The sequence below is a fragment of the Kitasatospora sp. NPDC057692 genome, assembly GCF_042799475.1.
Lineage (GTDB): Bacteria > Actinomycetota > Actinomycetes > Streptomycetales > Streptomycetaceae > Kitasatospora.
The window spans coordinates 23,298-43,796 of the sequence record NZ_JBHVIV010000030.1 but is presented as its reverse complement, the minus strand read 5'-3'; the positions used below and the strand labels follow the sequence as shown (position 1 = coordinate 43,796).

Below are 20,499 nucleotides of genomic sequence, written 5' to 3'. Positions count from 1 at the left end.
TTCACCGCCGAGCCATGTCGAACGCGACACCTGCCACGATCACCCGCGCCGCCGACGGTCCGGCCTCGACGGAACCTCGGCTCCAGCGCCCCTTCACGCGGGCACCGGGCCGGGAGGACCGGGCTGATCGCCACGGTGATCAGGCCCGGTTCGCAGGTGACGCGGCGGCGCCGCACCTTCTCCGGGTGGTGTCAGCCCGGTAGCCGGCCTCCATCGGGTTCCGGACCGGCTTCAGACCCCTGGCCTCGCCGGTTCCGATCTGGGCGACGGACTGGAAGGACGCCCAGGTCCTCTGTCCGCAGTCGGCCGGACTGCCGCCCCAGCGCACGGTCCGACCGGACCTGCCGGGCGGTGTGGGCACGCCGCGGCGGCCGGTGGCGGCCGGTCGTCTGCACCGGATGGCGCCTGCTCGGCCCGGGCCGGTGGGCCGCCCGCTTGCAGGGGCCGGACGGTGCGAAGAGGTGGGCCCTGTACTCGCCCGGTACCAACGATCCGCCCAGGTGCCGACCAACACCGACCTGAACACGCCTGATACCTTGCAATCGCCATGGTGTTCGGGAAACCGGTCTGAGTCCGGTGCGGCCCTCGCCACTGTTGCCGCGGAGTGCCGCGGCCCTCGCTGACCGGCTTCCCCAGCGGTCAGGGCCACTGGGCCGGCTCGAAGAGCCGCCCGGGAAGGTCGGCTGCGGTGCGTCGATGCGGAAGCCAGGAGACCGGCCACGGCGCGACATGTTCCACGAGGGTTTTGGAGAACACGTGCCCAGCGCTTTGCCGTACCCGTTTCGATCCACACGTTCCGCGCGTCCCGCAGGTCCGGTACGTGCCGGGCGGGCGTTCGCGGCCGTCCTGTTCACCGGCGCGCTCGGCGCTTGCACGGGCGCCCCCGCGCCCGTCGCGCCCACCGCGAAGGCCGGAAGTGCCGAGCCGCTCGGTGTGGCCAACTGCGGGACCACCGTGACGGTCGGCGCGCCGCCCGAGCGGATGGTGACGCTCAACCAGGGTGCCACCGAGGTGGCCCTGGCCCTCGGCCTGGAGTCCCGGATGGCCGGCACGGCCTATCTCGACAACGCCGTCCCGGAGAAGTGGAAGGCGGCCTACGACTCCGTCCCGGTGCTCTCCAAGGAGTACCCGACGAAGGAGAAGCTCCTCACGGCCCGTCCCGACTTCCTCTACGCCTCCTACTCCAGCGCGTACTCCGAGAAGGTCGCGGGCACCCGGGAGGAACTGCGTGGCCAGGGCATCGCGTCCTACCTGTCCCCATTCGGCTGCTCGGACAAGAGTCAGGTACCGCCGACCACGTGGCAGGCGATGTGGGGCGAACTGAACGACGTCGCCAAGGTGTTCGGCGTACCGGAACGGGCCGCCGCGATTCAGCGGCAGCAGGAGGACCAACTGGCGGGGTTCACGGCGACGGCAACGGGCAAGGACCTGAAGGTCCTGTGGTTCGACTCGGACACCAAGGCGCCGTACGTCGGCGCCGGCCACGGCGGGCCTCAGCTCGTGCTCGACGCCGTGGGTGCCCGCAACGTCTTCGCGGACCTCCCCGGCGCCTGGCAGAACGTGAGCTGGGAGAAGGTCGTCGCCGCGGACCCGGACGCCATCGTGCTGGCCGACGCCGACTGGGACACCGCCCAGTCCAAGATCGACTACCTGCAGGGCGACCCGGTGCTGAGCAGGCTCACCGCCGTGCAGCGCAAGGCCTTCGTGGTGGTGCCGTTCTCGGAGTCGACCCCCGGTGTGCTGCTCGCCGACGGCGCCGCCCGGGTGTCGGCGGAACTGGGCCGACTGCGCCAGGGTTCATGACCGCCGCACCGCGCCCCGCCGTGCGGCCCGCTGGTCCGGGCCGCACGGCGGGGGCTCTGGCCGTCGCCGGGGCCCTGCTCCTGACCACCGTGCTCCTCGGTCTGGCCGTGGGCTCGCAGCACGAGCCGGTCCGGACGGTGGTCGAGGTCGTGGTGCGCCGTCTCGGGCTGGGCGACCCGCAGGTGACGCTGCTGGACGACCAGATCGTCTGGCAGTTGCGGCTGCCCCGGGTGCTGGGAGCGGCTGCCACCGGCGCCGGCCTCGCGGTCTGCGGCGCCGTGCTGCAGACCCTGACCGGCAACGACCTGGCCGACCCCTTCCTGCTCGGGATCTCGGACGGGGCCGCCGCCGGCGCCGTCACCGTGATCGTCCTCGGCGTCGGCGTGTCCGGCGCCGTGGGCACCGCCGCGGTGGCGACGGCGGCCTTCGCCGGCGCCCTGCTCGCCGCCGTCGTCGTGCTGGCCCTGGCCGCCGCCCGCACCCGGACGCTGCCGACCACCCGGACCGTGCTGGCGGGCATCGCCGTGGGCCAGATGTGCGGGGCCTACACCTCCTTCGCCGTACTGGTCCTCGGGGACCGCAACGCGGCGCGCGGTGTCATGGAGTGGACGCTCGGCTCGGTCGCCGGCGTGCGGTGGCCCACCGCCGTCCTCCTGACCGCAGTCGCACTGATCGGGGTCACGGTCCTGGCCTCCTCGGCCCGCGACCTGGACGCCTTCGCCTTCGGCGAGACCGCAGCCCGCTCCCTCGGTGTCCACGTCGAGCGCACCCGCTGGGTCCTCGTCGCCACCGCCGCACTGGTGACCGCCTGCCTGGTCGCCCACACCGGCGTCATCGGGTTCCTCGGCCTGGTCGTACCGCATCTGGTCCGCCTCGCCTGCGGCCCGCGCCACGCCGTCCTGCTGCCCGTGTCGGCGCTGATGGGCGCGACCCTCCTGGTGGGCAGCGACATCGCGGCCCGCTCGGTCCTCCCCGACCGGGAGATCCCGGTCGGCGTCGTCACGGCCGGGCTCGGAGCACCGTTCTTCGCCTGGCTGCTGTGGCGCCAGGGGCGGGCCGACGGGAGCGGACAGTGACGGCGACGCGCCCCGTCGAGCTCCGTGCCGAGGGACTTCGGGTGCGCATCGGCGGAGCCACCCTGCTGGACGCGGTCTCGCTCGCGTTCGCCCCGGGCCGGGTCACGGGCCTGCTCGGGCCCAACGGCGCCGGGAAGACCACCCTGCTGCGCACGGTCGCCGGACTGACCCGGCCCAGCGCCGGGCGGGTCCTCCTGGACGGAGAGGATCTCCACACGCTCACGGCCCGCCGACGAGCACGCCAGGTGGCCTTCATGGAGCAACAGGCGGACACCCGGCTTTCGCTGTCGGTCCGTCAGGTCATCGACCTCGGCCGCACCCCGCACCGCGGCCGCTGGCCCGTTCCGGCGAGCACCGCCGCCGACGCCCACGAGCGGTCCGTGTTCGCCGAAGCCGTCGCGGCGGCCGACGTCGGACACCTGCTCGGCCGGTCCTGGCCGACGCTGTCGGGCGGCGAGCGCCAACGCGTCCAGCTCGCACGGGCGCTGGTGCAGGAGCCCGGCGTGCTGCTGCTCGACGAGCCCACCAACCACCTCGACCTGCGCCACCAGCTCGGCTTCCTCGACACCGTACGCCGACCGGGCATCACCACGGTGGCCGCACTGCACGACCTCGAACTCGCCGCCGCCTACTGCGACGACATCGCCGTCCTGCTCCACGGCCGACTGGTCGCCCACGGGCCCGCCTCCCAGGTGCTCACCTCGCCCATGATCGCTCAGGTCTACGGCGTCGACGCCACCGTGGAACGCCACCCCCGGCACGACCGACCGCACATCCGGTGGAACGGACTGCTCCACGAAAGGACGACGCCATGACCTTTCCCACCCCGGAAGCCCCCGCCCGCCGCAGCGCCGTGCTCCTGGTCGGCATGTCGGTCGCGGAGGCCGTCCGCCGTGACGAACTCCTCCGGACAACGGCCTCGCACCGGGCCTCGATCGCGTTCCTTCAGCAGGCGGACCCCTCCCTGTCGGCCGAGCTGACCAGGCTGGCCGACGCGGGCACCGGGACCGTGGTCGTGATCGGCGTCCGCCTCACGGCCTCCGGCCCCGCCCACTCCTGGCTGCGGCGGATCGCCGCGCACTGGTGGCGCGAGCGCGCCGGCCACCGGCCCGAACTCCTCGTCGCGACCCGCCTCGCCGACTCGCCCGACGCGGTCGCCACGGTGGCCGGGGTGACGAAGGCCATCACCGGCGCGGAGCCCGGTCTCACGTCGGCGGCCTGGGAGGACGTCCCCGGCCACCGGCACCAGGTGCTGGTGTGCCGCGGCCCGCGCTGCGCGGCCAAGGGCGCGGAGGAGGGACTGCGCGCCCTGGTACACATGCTGGCCGAGCAGGGCCTCAGCGACGACGACGTGCTCGTGACCCAGACGGGGTGCCAGTTCCCCTGCAACCAGGCCCCCGTCGTCAGCGTGCAGCCCGACGACGTCTGGTACGGCGGGATCGATCCGGCTGCCGCAGGCCGCATCGTCACCGAGCACGTCATCGGCGGACGGCCGGTGGAGTCCCACCGGCTTCCCCGCCACCGGAGGGAGAAGACGGACCACCACGGCTGATCACGGTCACCGGCACGGGAACGGGGGGGGGCGGGAGCGGGAGCGGGGTGAACCCCGTTCCAGGCCCGCGGCGACCCACCTACGGCTCGGTGAAGCACGCACAGAGACCGCCGTCCGGTCCTGTACCACGTGCGACAGCTCTCACGGCGGTCAACGCAGTCCCAGCCGCTCCGGCTCGGCCGGCGAGGCCACGCGGCGTCACTCCCCGGGCGCGTCGGAGCCTCCGGATGACGCGGCGCCGGCCTGCAGTGCCGCGCCGGGTGCCGCCGAGCAGACCGGAGGGCCCGCGACCCGGATCCATCCGATCCTCCAAGTCCGCGAGCAGGTCGGCGGGAAGCTCCACCGGCAGCTGGTCCACCTCGCTCAGCAGCCTGTGCCCTCGGCGCAGCTCCGGCTTCATCCGGGCGACCGGGGTCTGCAGGCCTCCGAGCCGGCGCCGGTTGGCCTCCAGCCCGTCGTACTGCTCCGGGGACAGGACGACGACCTGCACACCGTCCGCCCTCGCCGTCCGGGGCTTCCCGGCCTTCGGCATGGTGATGGCCCTTCCGGCATAGCGGACCGCGGTTCCGGTCGGCCGTGCGGTGGCCTCCGGCGTCTCGAAGGCTGTGGCCTGACCGGACAGCCCCATGGCCGGTGATCAAGCGAGCGGCTTGCGGTAACGGATGTACTCGTTCTGCCGCCGGAACCCCACACTCTCGTAAAGGTCGTAGGGCCGGTGCGGGTTTGCCGTGCCCGTGACCAGCCGGGCGGTCGTTGCACCCTGCTCGCGAAGGCTCCGCAGCCCGTCCAGCAGGAGGACCCGGCCGATTCCGAGGCGTCGCTGGTCCGTCCGGACACTCAGCTCTTCCACCTCGCCCACGGTGCGGTCGTGACGGCGGATGGAGCAGAGGACGACACCGACCATGTCCTGCCCCTTCCAGGCAGCCCTCCAGCATGCGGGGTCGGCGGTGTCGACGAAGTCCTGGAAAGGCCACCTCCGAGCGAAGCCTGTGTCCGCGTACGAATCGACGACCGTCCTCCAGGCTGCACGGTAGTGGCTCGTTCCGATCGGCCCTGTCCGTATCCCGGCCTGACGTTCGGCGCCCACCTCGGGCACCTGCTGCAGATCGCCCAGCTCCAGCTCGACCAGGCTGAAGACACGTCGGTAGCCGGCTGCGCGCAGCAGCGCCGTGGCGTCCTGCTCGGAGGCCGCGGCGTTCGCGCCGATCACTGCCGTCCGCGCCGTTCCATGCTGTCTGACGAGCCGGCGGATCCGCTCTTCGGCCCAGCTCAGCATGGCTGAGCCGATGCCCTGGCCGCGGTGCTCGGGCACGAGGTAGCCGCGGTGCAGGTACAGCCACGTACCGTCCCGCTCCTGCCACCACCGGATCGTCGAGTAGCCGATGACGCTCCCGTCGAGCACCACCAGGATCTGGTTCTCGGACGGCTCCTCCAACTTGGCGGAGGCTTCGGCGATCTCGGCCGCGGTCGGGAGCCCTTCCGCAACCGAATGGACATCGACTTGGTCCCGTTCAACACATCCCAACCGCACCGCAGCCATGGCGCCGTGGTCTTCGTCGCCGCGATACGGCCGGAACCCGAAGCCGACCGGAAGGTCCTGTCCTGCCGTGCCATCCGACATGACCGGATGTTCTCGAACTTCGAGGCGGGTCCGCCACCCTCTTCACGCTGCGGTAGTCTGCGGCCGTCCAGCGAGCAGACCGCGTTCGAAGCGGGCTCCGGCGCGGCAGCGATCACGAAGCCGGGCGCCGTGGCCGCCTTCGACGTGCCGGACAACACGACCGGAGACATGACGAAGGGCCAGTGGTGCGCGGTCAACTCGCAGATCGCCCATACTCATTGAGAAGCACGATGTCCTGCGGGGAACCTCGATCGACCCGGGACCCTCTCCGGCGCGGCCGGAACCGCAGCCGCCCGCCCTGTCCCCCGACGCCCCGGGCACTGGCGATCGGCCTCGACGGCCGACCCGGAGCCCCCGCCGCCTGGCCGCAGACCGGGTAGCGGGACGGGGAACGACACGGACGGAGTCCGTACGGGCGCACCGGGCTCATCTGTCCGAGTGCTGCCGGGCATACCGCCGAGGCCGTCCTGGGAACGAGGGAGGGCACCTGAGCGGACGTCCCCGGGCAACGGGCTCGGAGCCGGATGCCGCTGTCCTGCCGGCGGATCACCGGGCACCACCCGTGCCGCCGGACGAAAGGAAGGCCCCCATGCGGAGCCGCGTCTTCTCCCTCCTGTCCGCCGTCCCGGTGGCGGCGGCACTCACCCTGCTGGGCGCAGCCGTCCCGGCGCAGGCGTCCTCCCCCGAGCCCGCCGAGGCGGCCCCGGCCGCCGCCGCACCGTCCCCGGCCAAGGCCACCGGCACCTTCATGCTCAGCTACCAGGGCTGTTCGTGGTGGGGCTGCGACTACGTGCCCTACTTCAGCGTGGACAACCCCGAGGGGTGTCACGCCCTCCCGCCGGCTCCCGCGGGTGAGCTCATCACCAACTGGACGGAGTGGTACAACGGCACCGACCAACAGGCGTACCTGTACAAGAACGGCACCTGCGAAGGTCAGCCCGACGCCGTCCTGGACCAGAAGTCCACCATCGAGTTCCAGGACGCCCCGTACCACTCGGTCCTGTTCCGCCAGGGCTGACCGCCCACCAGTGGGTGGGCGCGGCGACGGTCCTGCCGCCACCGCGCCCACCCGTCGCCTCCTTCGAGGGCGGCGCCCGGCTTGATCAAGGTGTCGGCCCGGGGTGACGGAGCCGACCGGCTTCGGTCGCACAGCCACACATTCGGTCGTACACGATGGGACGCCCGACCGGTTCCACCCGCACCATGGATGAAGAGCGCCCCTGCGGCAAGGTTCCGCCCGTCCGTGACGAGGACGAGGACGAGGACGAGGGCGCATCCATCCACTCCGAGCCCGGTCGCTGCTGGGTCCGGTCCGCGCACACGGGCGCCCGCGTCCGTCGTTCCGCGTTCCAACCGGCGACCGGGCGCACCAGAGAGGTACCGAGTGTGACCACGATTGCCTATGCGAAGATCCATCCCGCGATCGGTATCGCGCGGGTGGGCAACAGCGAGGAGTTCTTCTACGGGCCGGAGACGCCGGACGAGGATCCCCAGGCCCCGGGCTTCTACAAGGAGGGCACCGGCAAGATCAAGCGGCAGGCGGCGCGCTTCCGGGTCTACGGCTACGACAAGGACGGCAACCTCGTCAAGGAGATCCTGCACGGGCAGGACAAGGCCGGCATCGACTGGACGGTCCAGCTGGCCAACCAGAAGGCGGCCTGGTACAAGTTCTCCCTCGCGTTGGACATCCCCGAGGCCCAGAACCTGGCACAGGACCAGTACGGCCGGCGCAATGCCACCTACAAGGGCAAGGACAGGGACAAGCTGCGGATCGACCCTGGACCCCGGACGATCTCAGGTGTGAAGAAGAGCGGCCAGAAGTTCGACACCGGGAAGATCGACGGCACACCCGTCGACCTGGGCGAGCTGAGGACCGACGAGCAGGGCCGCCTGGTCGTCCTGGGCGGCCGGGGCAGCTCGGCCTCCTTCACCAAGCCCCCGTCCGAGCTCACCACCTTCGGCAACAACGAGGGCTGGTACGACGACATCTCCGACGGACCGGTGACCGCCACCGTCACGATCGACGGCAACGCGGTCGAGGTGAAGCCGGCCTGGGTGGTGGTCGGGCCGCCCAACTACGCACCGGACGTGAAGGGCATCGTGACCCTCTACGACCTGCTGTACGACCTCTTCGCCCAAGGCGGGTACCCGACCGTCCCCCTCCCCTCCACCGTCGTCTTCGACGAACACATCAAGCCCCTGCTCCAGCGGTTCACCGGTCACCAGTGGGTCAACCAGGGCTTCGCCGGGGAGTTCGGCTGGCAGGGTCCCAACGACTTCACCTCGCCTCGGCTGCTCGCCGTCCTCGGCAGCAAGAAGGAGCAGTACCGGGAACTGCGGCAGCGCGTGTACTACCAGATGCGCAGCTACGACCGGGACGGTCTGTCCCCGCTGCCCTGGCCCTGGCTCTACGGAGACGCGATGGCCGTCCCCGCACAGTCCCCCCGCCAGTACGGCGTCCTGACCAGGACCCAGGAACAGATGCTGGAGCAGTGGGTGCAGGGGAACTTCGACGACAAGACCAAGCACACCACCTACAAGTCCCTGGAGGCCGCGCCCCCCTCGCAGCAGCCCGGGCTGCTGGACCGGGCCGCCCTGGACTACTGCCTCGCCGACGCCTTCCACCCCGGCTGCGAGGTCACCTGGCCGATCCGCCACGACACCCTGTACACGGAGCCGTTCCGCATCCGCCATCGCGCGGCCGGCGAGACCGAACGCGACTACGGCGACCACCTCACACCGCAGCTCGCGCTGTCCGCCAACGGCCCCCTGCGCGGCCAGGGCCCCGGCGGCCTCACCCGCTGGATGGGCGTCCCCTGGCAGACCGACACCGCCAGCTGCCGCTCCGGCTACGAGCTGCGCGCCAACATCGGCCCCCGCTACAGCCCCTACCTGCCCTCCTTCTGGCCGGCCCGGGTGCCCAACCACGTGCTGAAGAAGACCGACTTCGACACGGTCAACCAGAAGCCCAACAGCACCGTCACCGACGACCAGCGCGCCGAGGCCTTCGAGAGACGCGCCGTGTGGCTGCGATTCCTGTCCCCGGACAAGAAGAAGGGTCTGAAGGACATGGTCGCCGGCTGGTCCAAGTTCGGCGTCGTCGAGACCAACGCCTACACGGTCGACGACAAGTTCCCGGCCAAGATCCTGGTGGAGTCCACTCCCGACCCCTCGCTCCCCACGGTCGACGACCACCAGAACCGCGTCAACATCCACGTGCGCGAGTCCGGCCATCCCCAGCTCTCCGAGACCCAGCGCACCGCGGTCGACGAGCGGGCCGCCAACGAGACCGCCCGGTCCACCGGGTTCCGGCCCGAGGAGATCTCGGCCGGCTACATCGCCAAGGTCGACCCCTTCCGGGACGCCGGATGACCACGGCGGCGCCCACCGGCGACCACTGCGCGCGACAGCACGAGAGGTACGACGCCGTCGTCGCGGGCGGCGGCCCGGCGGGTGCCGCCGCCGCCCTCACCCTGGCCCGGGCAGGCCGCACGGTGCTGCTCGCCGACGCCGGAAGCGGCCCCCCGAAGACCGGCGAATCCCTCGTCCCCGCCGCCCGGTTGCTCCTCCAGGACCTCGGCGTCGACATCCGGTCCCTCGACGCGGACCACCGCCCGTGCCACGCCACGCTCTCCGCCTGGGGCTCACCCCACCTGCACCGCACGGACCTCCTCACCGACCCGTACGGACACGGCTGGCACCTCGACCGGCCCGTCTTCGACCGCCTGCTGCGCACTCACGCCGAGGCCGACGGGGTGAGGGTCACCGAACGGACCACGGTGAGCCACCCCGTACCGCTGCCGGGCAGCGGATGGCAGGTGACGCTCCGAGCCGACGGCACGGAGCGCACCGTGCGGTGCCGCTGGCTGGTCGACGCCACCGGCCGCCGGGCCTCGCTCGCCGCCCGCTGCGGGGCCCGCCACCGCCGCTACGACAAGCTGGTCGCCGTCCACTTGAGGCTGGCCCACGACGCCTCCGACATCGAGCAGGCCTCGCTGGTCGAGTCCTCCCCCGACGGATGGTGGTACACCGCGCCGCACTCCCCCGCCCACCGCCTGGTCACCTACTTCACCGACACGGACCTCTCGCCTCCCGGCCTCCGGACCACCCGGACGTTCCTCGACCGGCTCGCGACCACCCGGCACACGGCCGAACGCTCCCGCGGCCGCCAGGCCCTCGCCGGAGCGTCCCCGCGCCGGTGCGCCGCCCACACCGCGCGGCTGGAACCGCCGGCGGGCAAGGGCTGGATCGCGGCCGGCGACGCGGCGATCGCGCTCGACCCACTCTCCTCGCAGGGCGTCCTCACCGCCCTCTACTCGGGCCTGTGCGCCGGCCAGGCGGTCGACGCCCTGCTGCGCGGTGAAGCCGACGCGCTCGACACCTACACCGCACGGCTCGGCGAGACCTTCGAGGCCTACGCGTACGGCCACCGCGAGATCCACGTCCACGAGGACCGCTGGTCCGACCGCCCGTTCTGGCAGCGCCGCCGATCACCGCTGACGCTCAACGCACCGTAGAGGGAAGGGCACCATGAACGATCCCCTGAACACCGACCCCCTGAGCGCCGACCACCGGTTCATCCTGCTCGGGCGGATCACGTTCTTCGCCTACCACCTGTCCATGTTCCACGTCCCCGCGCACGCCTTCCAGATGGTGCTCAAGGTGGAACTCGACGAGGCGGCGCGAACCGCGTACCTGGAGGACCTCAAGAAACCGGTGCCCCCGGGCAAGAGGCGCTACCACGCGCTCCACTCAAACCCGCAGGCTCCGTTCCCGCTCAGCAAGATCAAGTCGGGCGCCCTGACCGCCTTCACCGGCGAGCTCGAACACGTGCTGGCCGACACGACAACCGGGGAGCGCGCGTTCGAGAAACTGGCGGACGTCACGGTGAAGGTCCTCACCTCCGGAGTGCTGTACTTCGAGCCGATCGGCACCTCCGACTACCCGGTCCACTTCACCGGGCTGCTCTTCGGCACCCCCACCGAGACCTTCCTGGGGCACCGACTCGCCAAGCCCGACCACTGGGACGAGGTCCGCGAGGTGACCGCCGTCACCCCGCAGCCGTCCCAGAGCACCCTCGACGGCGTCCCCCGGGTCACCGTCCCGTCCCTCCGCGACACCCTGGAGGCGGGAGTCGACCTGAAGAAGCAGCAGAGCCCCTTCACCAAGAAGACCACCTACCAGGCCGAACTCACGCCCCACAACGGCGGATCGGGCTCGGCCCTGTCCTTCACCACGGCTGAACAGCGCTGGTGGAACAGCACCAGCCTCAACAAGAAGTAGCAGAGCCCGGCGGCGGCTTCCCGATCTCGGCCTGCCCGAGTACTCCCGCGAACTGTGCCACCGCCACGCCGACCTCTACCCGCCCCGAATCCCACTCGTGGCGATGACCGCCATCCGCGGTCTGGAGCCGATCGTCAACCTCGCCCGCCTCCACGTCCGTGCCGGCCGACACCGGCCCGGCCACCGGCTCCTCCTCGGCCTCCACCGCACCGTCACCAGCGCTACACCACCGTCCTCGACGGCGTCGCCGCCCCCGCCCGCCGCACCGAGACCGCCGAACAGCGCTGCGAGGGCGACCCGTGGGAGGACGCGGTCACCGCGGCGCTCACCGCGCCGTGCCGCCCCCGGCGACCAACGGGCGGCCGACCGGGGCACGTCCGCCGCCCGAAACCTGTTCGCCCACCTGACCAGCCGAACGGGTGAATCCGGCGACGGCTGTGCACTGCGCGTCCTCCTCACCCACGAGGGCGCCCGACACCCTCCCCACTCGGCCCGGCGCGCGGCCCTCGAACGGGCTCTCGCCGCCTGCGCACTGGGCTCCGCCACCCTGCCGGACGGCCTGTGCGCGCGACTGGAGGATGCGCTCCAGCACGCGCGCGGGATGCTCGAAACGTCCCTGTTCGACCCGGGCTCGCCCGGAGGAAATCCACTTGAGTGCCACGTTCGAACAGCACCATCATCAACCACCTCAGCTCTCGCAAACCCGTCCAACTCCTCTGTACGAGAGCGAACTTGCCGTGCCCTTTCACCGACGGAAGGCTCCACGCGCTCGAACACCGCCCACGTCCGGAGGACATCGTGGACAACCCCACCGGCATCACCTCTTCCGACCGGCCCGCCATGCCCGCGCGCAACCCCGGGGAGCGTGTCCAGTGATCGACTTCGACGTACTCACGAACCTCGCCGCACGCGAGGGCATCGAACGCATCGGCGTCGGCGTGGTGGTCCGGGACGCCTCCGGACGGATCCTGATGATCCGCAGGTCCCCGCACGACATCCTGCCGGGCCTGTGGGAGTACCCCGACGGCGGCCTGGAGGACGGTGAGCCGGTACCCGCCGGCGCGGCCCGCGAGCTTGCCGGTGAGGCCGGCCTCACCGGCCTGCCGCTGGAGTACGCGCGACCCCTCGACTTCACCGACCAGCACGGGCGGCGCGTGCGCCAGTTCGTCTTCACCACCGTCGCGCCGGACGGCACCGAGATCGCCCCCTCCCCGGACCACGACGGCCACCAGTGGGCGGACCCGGACGCCCTGCCGCCGACCGGCGACGGCCAGCGCGCCGTGATTGAGTGGCTGACACGGCGTCTGGGCATCCCAGGCTGGCGGCCCGTCGGCGGCTACCTCACCACCGTCGCCCGGCCCAGCTCCTACGGCTGCCTCCTGGTCACCGACCCGCAGGACCGCGTCCTCGGGATGCGCTCGACCATCAACCCGAACGTGTGGAACTTCCCCGGCGGCAACGTCGAGCACGGCGAGACGCCCTTCACCACCGCCCTGCGCGAGGCCCGGGAGGAACTGGGCCTCGACCTCGCCGCCGAGAACCCCGCGGTGATCGCCCGGCGGCGTCTGGTGGCCGTCATCCACGAGCAGGCCGGTACCGAGTACCCCGTACCGGTGTGCGGCTACGTCTTCGACGGCGGCGTCCTGACGCCCGAGCAGCAGGCCCGGATCCGGCTCGACCCGGCCGAGCACACCGAGTGGCGGTTCGAGAGCGCGCACGACTGGCGGCGACTCATGGAACCCGGCCGCTACCAGCGGCTGCGGCAGGTACTGCGCGCCCACCGCTCCGGCGTCCCCCTCTACCTGGAGCGCCCCGCCCCGGCCGGCGACGACTTCGAGGGCGTCCTCGTCTTCGTCGGCGATGCCGCGGGCCGGTTGCTGATGCACCGGCGCGAAGACCGGCCGGGCATGCCGTGGCCCGGCTTCTGGACTCCGGTCGGCGGTTGGCGCGAGGCCGACGAGAGCGCCGAGGAGACGGCGGTGCGCGAGGTCCGCGAGGAGGCCGGCATCGAGATCACCGGGCTGCGGACCCTCCCCGACCCACACGACGACCTCGGCCTGCCGCTCACCCGCGTCCTGCACGCCGCCTGGGACGGCGCCGAGAGTGACCTGCGGCTCGGTGACGAGGGGCTGGCCGTGCGCATGGTCCCCCTCGACGACGTGCTCGGCCTGAAGGTTCCGCCCTACATGCGGCACTACCTGCCGCTGCTCGCCGACGCGGCCGGCCAACCGTCCGGGAGGGCCGTGTGACTCCACTCGACGGCACCCGCCGCCTGGCCGGGGCGGAGCCGCCTGCCCTGGTCGTCGGCGTGCACCTCGTCCTGCTCGACGAGGAAGCCGCCCGCCCGCCGAGCGCCCCGACCGAGAGGAGCGGCCGTGTCCGCCGCCGACCACTGGAACGACCACTACCAGCAGGGCAAGGGCTTCCGGCCCGTCACCGAAACGGAGGTCGCGCTGCTCGCCAAGCGCCTCGGCCCGGGTACCGGCCACCGGGCGCTCGACCTGGGCTGCGGCACCGGCGAGTACACGGCCGCCCTCCACCGCCTGGGCTTCGCCACCACAGGCGTCGACTTCTCCGAGGTCGCCGTCAACACCGCCCAGGACCGGCACCACGACCGTGACGGCCTCGACTTCCGGCTCCTCGACACGGACCGCGGCGGCCTGACCCTGCTCCCCGCCGGCGAGTTCGACCTCATCACCTGCCGACTGTTCCTCCCGTTCGTCGACCTCGTACCGACCGTCGCCTGCACGCGCCGCCTCCTCACCCCCGGCGGCCGCCTCCTCGTCACCACCCCGCTCGCCGAACGCCAACGCGCCGGCCGGGAGTCGATCGGCCTGCGCCCGGCCGCCCTCGACCTCCTGCGCTCCTTCGGCTGGGCCACCACGGCCGAGTACCCGCTCGACAGCCTGCTCTGCCTCCTGCTGACCACCCACCCCGCCCCGGAGAGGACCAGTCGATGACCCCCACCACCGCCCGGCCCGCCCTTCCCGAAGACGCCGACGAACTGCTGCGCCTGCGCGTCGCCGTCCTGGACGGCGGCCCGCTCACCGACGAGTGGCGCACCACCTTCCGCGACGACATGCGCGAGCGCCTGGGAAGCGACCCGAACCTGCTCGCCTACGTCGTCCCCACCGACGCCGACCTCATCTACGTCCTCCACCAGGGCCGCCTCGCCGAACAGGGCACCCACGCCCAGCTGATGGCCGACCCCGACGGCCGCTACCGCGCCTCCTACCTCCTACAAGCCGCCCAGTACGCCACCGCCCTCCCCCACCAACGCGACGGCGAACCGACGACCGAACCCGCCTGACGGCACCCCGACCCGGGGTGCCCGCCCCGGCGACCACCTGGAGCACAGGCTGTCCGCCCCCCAGCGGCTGCACGCCGCCGTACACGAGGTGCGCACCGCCTACGACCAGCTCAACGGGCAACGACTCGGCCGGACTGCGCATCTCGGCCGCCGCACCTGGCGGCGGCCGGGTCGCCCCGCCCGCCGCCGGATCACAACCGCAGGTCAGCGCCGCAGACCGCGGTCCAGCGCGGCGATCAGCGAGCCCTGGGCGTCGTCCCCGTCCAGGGACCAGACCATCACGCCGCCGAGCCCGTTCCGCCGGGTGTAGCGGGCCTTCTGGGTGGCGGTGGCCGGGTTGTCGTACGTCCAGAACTCGGTGCCGTCGTACTTCCAGGCCGCGCCGTACTGGCGGTCGGTGTGCACGGCGCCCGGCAGGTCCTTGATGGCCTTGTAGGGCAGCTGGCCGCCGCCGCGCGGGGACATGCCGGTGGCGGGCTGGTAGAGGCCGCTCTTCGCCCCGGCGGGCACTCCCGTCCAGCCGTAGCCCCAGGACGGCACCCCGAGCACCGCCTTGCGGGCCGGCAGGCCGCCGGCCAGGTAGTGACGCACCACCCGGTCCGCGCTGTAGCTGTTGCCGGTGCCGGAGGGGTCGGCCGGGTCGGTGTAGAGGTTCGCCTGGTGGTTGGTCGGGCCCTGCGGCTCCCAGGAGCCGTGCATGGTGTAGGTCATCAGGTTCAGGTAGTCCACGTGGCGGGCGACCTTCTTCAACTCCAGCCGGTCCGCGATGTCGGTGTTGGCGGCGACGGCGGCCGTCAGCAGGTGGCGCCCGCGCCCGCCGTTGCCCAGCGCGTCCAGCTGCCGCCGGAACTCGGCCAGCAGCAGGGTGAAGTTGCGACCGTCCTCGGGGCGCACCGAGTTGTCCGGCAGACCGTCGCCGCCCGGGTGCTCCCAGTCGAGGTCGATGCCGTCGAAGACGCCCGCGCCGCTGCCCGGGCCGCCCTCCGGCGAGCCCAACTGCGGCAGGTTTCCCTTGATGTAGAGGTCGACGCAGGAGGCCACGAACTTCTTGCGGGCGGCGTCGGTGGCGGCCACGTCCGAGAAGTACTTGGACCAGCCCCAGCCGCCGATCGAGATGACGGCCTTCAGGTGGGGGTTCTTCGCCTTGAGCTTCCGCAGCTGGTTGAAGCTGCCCTTCAGCGGCTGGTCCTCGGTGTCGGCGATGCCGTCCACCGAGTCGGCCGCGGCGATCGGGCGCTGGTAGTCGGCCCAGGCGTCGGCCTGGTCGGCCAGGTTGTCCTCGAAGCAGGTGCCCTCGGGGGAGATGTTGCCGAAGGCGTAGTTGATCACGGTCAGCTTCGCCGCCTGGCCCGAGTCCTGGACCTTCTTGGCGGAGAAGCCGCTGTAGGCACTCCACGCGGTGAAGTAGGCCACCCGGTGGCCGGGCAGCCGGCGGCTGTCGTCGTCATCGGCGTGAGCGGCCGCGGGGACCGCGACGAGCGAGGCGAGCAGAGCCGTCGCCAGGAACGCGGAGGTGCGTCTGAACATGCTGGTGGCCTTGTCTGAGTGGGGTCAGATGGTCTGTACCAATCGCGAGAAGAGATCTAGCCCATGGCGAGAGTGCACACAAGAGGGCCGGACCGCACGAAGTGGTCCGTCGCTTCGGGGAGATGGTGGGTCGTCAGCTGATGAAGCCGCGCAGCACGTACTCCAGAGTGCCGTCGTTGCGGTAGCAGTCCGCCTCACCGGGAACGTCGATGCGGACCATCGCACCGAACTCGACAAAGCCCGCGGTGACCTGAGGCCCCACCCCTTCGGCGATTCCGCTGTCGGCCGCAGGGAGGCGTCGAGTACGCCGCTCACCACCACACAGGTTGAGGAACCCAGGAGGGCATCGCGTGTTCAGGAAGGCCCTGCTCCTCACCTTCGCGGGCGCCGCAGTCGCCGTTGTCCTGGCACCCGGTGCGCCGAGGGTGAGCGTGAACAGGACGACGACCGCGAGCGTGGTGACGGCCACGCCGCCCTCCCTGACCTGGGGTCCGTGCCCGAGGGAGGCCGCGTCCTCCCGGCTCGAGTGCACGACGCTCGACGTACCGCTGGACTACCGCGATCCCGAGGGCCGCCAGATCGAGATCGCCGTCTCCAGGATGGCGAGCAAGGACCCGGTCAAGCGCCGCGGCGCACTCTTCACCAACCCGGGTGGCCCCGGTAGCGCTGCCCGACCCCCTGCCGGCGGCACGGGCAGCGGGATCGTCCCGGCGGCGCCGCCTTCGTTCCTCGACCCACGAGGTCCTGGCCGGTGTGAGGTCGGTGACTACGTCACTGTGGTTGGAGCGCCAGTCGTCCAGGCGTCCTCGGCGATCGGGGACGGAGGAGACGTCCCCGATCGCCTGGGCGGAGGCCGGCTACCTGCGTCCGGTGGGTGGGGGCGGACAGCCTCTCACGTACCGACCCTGTCGGCGGCCGTCGCCGCGATGGCATGGGTTCCCGCTGGAGGAGGGCGCCGACCAGCAGGATGAGCCCTGCGTTGACGAGCTGCAGCAGATCGAGCACCGGTCCGGAGAACCTACCAGCCCGACCTCGAAGCCCTGCTGTCACAGGTGGCCGGAGCCCACGAGAACGTCTCCGTCCACCGCGACTGGGAGGCGGTCGGCCTCGAACAGCGCGAGGACCGGGTGGAGAGGACCTTCCGCGGCGGGACGCAGGACGGACAGCGGTGGGAGCCGAACGGCGCCACCACGACGGTCCGCGCCCGCTATGTCATCGGTGCCGACGGAGCCAACTCCCTTCGTCCGCAAGGCGACCGGCATCACCTGGGACGACTTCGGATTCTCCGAGACGCTCTCCATCGTGGACGTCAGGCTCCACGAACCGGACCGGGAGATCGCGATGCCCAGCTCCGGTCAGATGTGCGACCCCGAGCGTCCGGTGACCCTCTTTCCGCTGGCTGGCCCGCGACCACGCCCGGTGGGAGTTCATGCTGATGCCAGGAGAGGACCCCGCCGAACTCGTCAGCGAGGCCGGCTGCTGGAGCAAGCTCGAACGCTGGGGCGTCACCCCCGAGAACGCGACGCTGATCCGCCGGACCCTCCACACCTTCCACTCCCTGGTCGCCCACGACTTCGTCAGCGGGGCAGGCACGCAGCGAGGGCCGGCTCACCGGCGCGGGCTGCGGCCGCATCGGCATGGGCTTCGACGCCGAACGCGACGAGGACGGGCGGGTCCTGGGCCAACCGGCTCATGCACCTGTGCCGCGACACGCCTGGGGCAGCGCTCTGCGCAGCAACTTCTACTTCGGCGCGGGCCTCGTCGGCAAGCTGACGCCACAGCAGATGGCCGAGACCTTCACGGACGAGTTCGGCCGCGAAGTGCTGCGGCACTGCTACAACGAGTTCACCTTCCTGTCGCGCTTCCTGCCTTCCCTCCACACAGGCGAGCACCGTGACACCGTCCCGGTCCCCGAACCCTGGTGACCCCGCCCCCGGGACTCTGCACCTGGTCCACCGCTCGCCGAGGGCGCCCTTGAGCACCGGCACCGCGAAGGGGCCTCGAAGCCACAGGAGCCGGCTTCGACGCCCCTTGTCGACTGTCGCCGCAGAACGGGGCGCACTCCGTGCTGGTGCCGGACGCGGAGATCGCCCGGGCAGGGAAGGCTCTGTGGGACCACCGCAAGGCGGCCGTCGACACGGGCTCCACGGCCACGCCGGCCGCGCTCATCGCCCCGGAGCAGCACGTCGCCGACCTCGACCTGCCGACTCGCCCCGCCACGGCGGGGCACAGCGGTCAAGGTGATCGGCGCATGACCGAGGAAGGAGCGGAGCCGATCCGCCGCCGCCCGGGCCGTGCGGGTGCGCCGGGCCGTCCCGTCCGCCGCTCTGGACGCGCCGGCCGAGGAAGGCCTCACCCGGCTCACCGGTCTCGGGCTTTCGTGGCGACTGGGGCTTGCGCGCAGGCCGCGGATCATGCGCACCCCGGTCTGCGGGCCGCACTACTTCATCCGCCACTCGGAGCAGGACCTGGCCGAACGCCGCCTGCCCGAGCGGTGGACCCTCGACTCCGCGACCGACGCCCACCCGGTGCTGATCCGGGTCTGGGCACCGCGCATACCCAACGTGGTCGCCTTCAACACCACCGGCCTGCGCGCCGTCCGGACTCACCGACTTCGTCCCCGACCGGGTCAGCACCGTCGGGACGGCCGTGAAGACGTACCTGCTCTGCAAGATCACAGGGCAGCAGCAGGGGCTCCTACGTTCTCTGCAAAGGACAGGGAGAAGAGCGTTCGCCGCACCACAAGGGAGCCGGCCGCCTCAGCTGCCGAAGTCGGGTGGAGGGTGAGCTGGGATGTGGTTGCGGTCGGGTCCGGGAGCCATGTGGCGGGGCGCCGGTTGTCGGCGGTGTCGCCCGGCCCAGCCGCCGTGATTGCCGACCTGGTGTCAGGTCCTGGGCGGGCGGGTCGGCTGGGGCCACAGGCTCGGGGTCTTGGTGGCAAGCCAGCGGGCGAGCGCGGTGTTGACGGCGGTGGGCTGTTCGAGCTGGGCCCAGTGACCAGCCTCGACGGATTCCTCGGTGAGGTCGGTGCAGTACCGCCGCATGGGCTCCGCGAGCCGGGATACGGACGTGTCGGCGACCTGGTCGTAGAACGCTTCGAGGTACAGGACCGGCATGTCCAGCCGTCCGCCGTTCAGCGAGGTGTCGCTGTAGGCGCGGTTGGCTTCGTCGTTGAGGTAGTAGGCGATCGAGGCCGCGAATCCCGTTCGGGTCAGCGAGGACGTGAGGTCCGCGAGCAGTTCCTCGTCCAGGACTCCGGTGTCGGGCGGGAGGTCCGGAACCGCGTCCGCGCCTGCGAACCACCCCCCATTGCGGGTGATCTCCGAGGTCACCCCGGGCTTCCCGTGAACGGCCGGAACGCCCCCACGGAAGAAGGCCTTCACGGCGTTGGCCGGCCGTGCGTCGAGGACCTGCGCGGCCCGCTCCGCCTCGGACGCGTAGTAGTGCATGTAGTCGAACTGGGCGTACGGGTGGGTGTCCGGCGGATAGATCGAGCGGTTGACGTGTTCGAGAAGAGCCGGCACCCCTCGTTCGAGCGTGCGGTAGGGGATACAGATGCTGGCCACGGCCGCGCAGCGCTCGGGATGGTGAGCGGCGAGGCCCCAGACGGTTGCGCTGCCCCAGTCGTGTCCGATCCAGACGGCCTGTTCGCGGCCGAGGTGGTCGAGCAGGGCCACCATGTCGCCCACGAGGTGCTCCTGGGCGTACGCGTCTCGCCGCTGGTGCACGGTCGAGCTTCCGTAGCCGCGCATGTCGGGCGCGATGACGCGGAACCCGAGCGCGGCGAAGGCGGCCAGTTGGTGCTTCCAGGTGCGGCCGTTGGCCGGCCAGCCGTGGACGAAGACGAGCATGGGACCGTCCTCCGGGCCGGCTGCGTGGTAGGTGATCGAGTCACCGTCGCCGGCGGCCGTGCCCGAGGTCAGGGGGACGCCGGCACGTGTGAAGGTGGTCCAGGTGCTGGGGTGGTTCACTTGGGTATCTCCAGGATGGTGGCGTTGGCCAGGCCGTCGGTCTCGCACATCGCCTGCAGGGCATGGCGGGTGCCGCGCTGGCGCATGGCATGGACGTGGTCATCAGCCGGGTGCCGTTGGCGCCGCCGTTGACGTCGGCCTTCGCCGGATCGGCAACCGGGCCTCCTGCGGCCGGGCGAGTCGCACGCGCGCGAAGGCCTCGTCGAGGGGGGGTCAGTCAGGTGTGCTCAGGGTCTCCGGCCGGGAAAGTACGACGGCCGCGGCACTGAACAGCAGAGCCATTCCGGTGACGAGCAGAGCCGTGCAGGCCGGAGGTGAAGCCGTTCGCGGCGGCGATGCTCACGGCTCCGCCCGGC

The 20,499-nt window shown here is 71.8% G+C and carries 17 protein-coding genes, 1 pseudogene and 1 riboswitch; of the genes and pseudogenes, 14 read left to right on the top strand and 4 right to left on the bottom strand.

What is annotated here, in order from left to right; genetic code table 11:
- Nucleotides 1-531 precede the first annotated feature (531 nt).
- Nucleotides 532-737: riboswitch (cobalamin riboswitch) on the top strand.
- Nucleotides 738-933: 196 nt separating this feature from the next.
- Genes ACFVFS_RS18905 through ACFVFS_RS18890 form a run of 4 tightly spaced genes read left to right on the top strand, consistent with a single transcriptional unit; the run spans nucleotide 934 to nucleotide 4,431 of the window.
- Entirely contained in the window at nucleotides 934-1,803 is an 870-nt protein-coding gene (locus ACFVFS_RS18905) for an ABC transporter substrate-binding protein (protein WP_380625490.1), read from the top strand.
- Complete coding sequence (locus ACFVFS_RS18900) at nucleotides 1,800-2,879, top strand: FecCD family ABC transporter permease (RefSeq protein WP_380625488.1); 1,080 nt, start codon at nucleotides 1,800-1,802, stop codon at nucleotides 2,877-2,879. The genes ACFVFS_RS18905 and ACFVFS_RS18900 overlap by 4 nt, the downstream gene beginning before the upstream one ends.
- Before the next feature lie 41 nt (nucleotides 2,880-2,920).
- The gene (locus tag ACFVFS_RS18895) at nucleotides 2,921-3,694 is read left to right on the top strand and encodes an ABC transporter ATP-binding protein (RefSeq protein ID WP_380625486.1); all 774 of its coding nucleotides are present in this window, start codon (nucleotides 2,921-2,923) and stop codon (nucleotides 3,692-3,694) included.
- Nucleotides 3,691-4,431 carry a ferredoxin gene (locus tag ACFVFS_RS18890; protein ID WP_380625484.1) on the top strand — a complete coding sequence of 247 codons (741 nt, stop codon included), beginning with the start codon at nucleotides 3,691-3,693 and terminating at the stop codon, nucleotides 4,429-4,431. Before ACFVFS_RS18895 ends, ACFVFS_RS18890 begins: the two co-directional genes overlap by 4 nt.
- A gap of 637 nt (nucleotides 4,432-5,068) precedes the next feature.
- On the opposite strand, the gene ACFVFS_RS18885 is transcribed toward ACFVFS_RS18890, so the two are convergent.
- Nucleotides 5,069-6,052, bottom strand: coding sequence for a GNAT family N-acetyltransferase (locus ACFVFS_RS18885; protein ID WP_380625482.1), 984 nt, complete (start codon nucleotides 6,050-6,052; stop codon nucleotides 5,069-5,071).
- Nucleotides 6,053-6,058: 6 nt separating this feature from the next.
- Here ACFVFS_RS18885 and ACFVFS_RS18880 point away from each other — a divergent pair, with 6 nt between their 5' ends.
- The 8 genes from ACFVFS_RS18880 to ACFVFS_RS18845 all read left to right on the top strand — a co-directional run bounded on the left by ACFVFS_RS18880 (nucleotide 6,059) and on the right by ACFVFS_RS18845 (nucleotide 14,645).
- Nucleotides 6,059-6,274 carry a hypothetical protein gene (locus ACFVFS_RS18880; RefSeq protein ID WP_380625480.1) on the top strand — a complete coding sequence of 72 codons (216 nt, stop codon included), beginning with the start codon at nucleotides 6,059-6,061 and terminating at the stop codon, nucleotides 6,272-6,274.
- 367 nt (nucleotides 6,275-6,641) lie between these two features.
- Nucleotides 6,642-7,070, top strand: coding sequence for a hypothetical protein (locus tag ACFVFS_RS18875; RefSeq protein ID WP_380625478.1), 429 nt, complete (start codon nucleotides 6,642-6,644; stop codon nucleotides 7,068-7,070).
- Between the two features lie 368 nt (nucleotides 7,071-7,438).
- A complete protein-coding gene (locus ACFVFS_RS18870) occupies nucleotides 7,439-9,424 on the top strand; it encodes a LodA/GoxA family CTQ-dependent oxidase (protein ID WP_380625477.1) in 1,986 nt (661 codons plus the stop codon).
- On the top strand, nucleotides 9,421-10,569 hold the full coding sequence (locus tag ACFVFS_RS18865; RefSeq protein WP_380625475.1) for an NAD(P)/FAD-dependent oxidoreductase: 1,149 nt from the start codon (nucleotides 9,421-9,423) through the stop codon (nucleotides 10,567-10,569). Before ACFVFS_RS18870 ends, ACFVFS_RS18865 begins: the two co-directional genes overlap by 4 nt.
- Nucleotides 10,570-10,582: 13 nt before the next feature.
- Nucleotides 10,583-11,335, top strand: a complete 753-nt coding sequence (locus ACFVFS_RS18860) for a hypothetical protein (RefSeq protein ID WP_380625473.1) — start codon at nucleotides 10,583-10,585, stop codon at nucleotides 11,333-11,335.
- A gap of 872 nt (nucleotides 11,336-12,207) precedes the next feature.
- Nucleotides 12,208-13,584 (top strand): NUDIX domain-containing protein, encoded by a 1,377-nt coding sequence (locus tag ACFVFS_RS18855; RefSeq protein ID WP_380625472.1) that lies wholly within the window; start codon nucleotides 12,208-12,210, stop codon nucleotides 13,582-13,584.
- 126 nt (nucleotides 13,585-13,710) lie between these two features.
- The gene (locus ACFVFS_RS18850; RefSeq protein WP_380625470.1) at nucleotides 13,711-14,295 is read left to right on the top strand and encodes a class I SAM-dependent methyltransferase; all 585 of its coding nucleotides are present in this window, start codon (nucleotides 13,711-13,713) and stop codon (nucleotides 14,293-14,295) included.
- Complete coding sequence (locus ACFVFS_RS18845; RefSeq protein ID WP_380625468.1) at nucleotides 14,292-14,645, top strand: hypothetical protein; 354 nt, start codon at nucleotides 14,292-14,294, stop codon at nucleotides 14,643-14,645. The genes ACFVFS_RS18850 and ACFVFS_RS18845 overlap by 4 nt, the downstream gene beginning before the upstream one ends.
- Nucleotides 14,646-14,849: 204 nt before the next feature.
- Here the strand turns inward: ACFVFS_RS18845 and ACFVFS_RS18840 are convergent, their stop codons facing one another.
- Both ACFVFS_RS18840 and ACFVFS_RS18835 read right to left on the bottom strand, forming a co-directional pair.
- Nucleotides 14,850-16,172: a glycoside hydrolase family 18 protein gene (locus ACFVFS_RS18840; protein WP_380625467.1), complete on the bottom strand. Its 1,323-nt coding sequence runs from the start codon at nucleotides 16,170-16,172 to the stop codon at nucleotides 14,850-14,852.
- Nucleotides 16,173-16,305: 133 nt separating this feature from the next.
- Entirely contained in the window at nucleotides 16,306-16,641 is a 336-nt protein-coding gene (locus ACFVFS_RS18835; protein WP_380625549.1) for a hypothetical protein, read from the bottom strand.
- 559 nt (nucleotides 16,642-17,200) lie between these two features.
- Here ACFVFS_RS18835 and ACFVFS_RS18830 point away from each other — a divergent pair.
- Both ACFVFS_RS18830 and ACFVFS_RS18825 read left to right on the top strand, forming a co-directional pair.
- Nucleotides 17,201-17,608 (top strand): annotated as a pseudogene (locus ACFVFS_RS18830) (FAD-dependent monooxygenase); the annotation flags it as partial.
- 201 nt (nucleotides 17,609-17,809) lie between these two features.
- Nucleotides 17,810-18,097, top strand: a complete 288-nt coding sequence (locus ACFVFS_RS18825; RefSeq protein ID WP_380625465.1) for a DAPG hydrolase family protein — start codon at nucleotides 17,810-17,812, stop codon at nucleotides 18,095-18,097.
- A gap of 960 nt (nucleotides 18,098-19,057) precedes the next feature.
- Here the strand turns inward: ACFVFS_RS18825 and ACFVFS_RS18820 are convergent.
- A complete protein-coding gene (locus ACFVFS_RS18820; protein ID WP_380625463.1) occupies nucleotides 19,058-20,143 on the bottom strand; it encodes an alpha/beta fold hydrolase in 1,086 nt (361 codons plus the stop codon).
- Nucleotides 20,144-20,499: the final 356 nt, after the last annotated feature.

Coding starts and splice junctions, on each gene's coding strand:
- ACFVFS_RS18875 (WP_380625478.1), top strand. CDS start 6,642: ATGCGGAGCCGCGTCTTCTCCCTCCTGTCCGCCGTCCCGGTGGCGGCG.
- ACFVFS_RS18860 (WP_380625473.1), top strand. CDS start 10,583: ATGAACGATCCCCTGAACACCGACCCCCTGAGCGCCGACCACCGGTTC.
- ACFVFS_RS18900 (WP_380625488.1), top strand. CDS start 1,800: ATGACCGCCGCACCGCGCCCCGCCGTGCGGCCCGCTGGTCCGGGCCGC.
- ACFVFS_RS18825 (WP_380625465.1), top strand. CDS start 17,810: ATGGGCTTCGACGCCGAACGCGACGAGGACGGGCGGGTCCTGGGCCAA.
- ACFVFS_RS18885 (WP_380625482.1), bottom strand. CDS start 6,052: ATGTCGGATGGCACGGCAGGACAGGACCTTCCGGTCGGCTTCGGGTTC.
- ACFVFS_RS18880 (WP_380625480.1), top strand. CDS start 6,059: ATGTTCTCGAACTTCGAGGCGGGTCCGCCACCCTCTTCACGCTGCGGT.
- ACFVFS_RS18865 (WP_380625475.1), top strand. CDS start 9,421: ATGACCACGGCGGCGCCCACCGGCGACCACTGCGCGCGACAGCACGAG.
- ACFVFS_RS18840 (WP_380625467.1), bottom strand. CDS start 16,172: ATGTTCAGACGCACCTCCGCGTTCCTGGCGACGGCTCTGCTCGCCTCG.
- ACFVFS_RS18890 (WP_380625484.1), top strand. CDS start 3,691: ATGACCTTTCCCACCCCGGAAGCCCCCGCCCGCCGCAGCGCCGTGCTC.
- ACFVFS_RS18845 (WP_380625468.1), top strand. CDS start 14,292: ATGACCCCCACCACCGCCCGGCCCGCCCTTCCCGAAGACGCCGACGAA.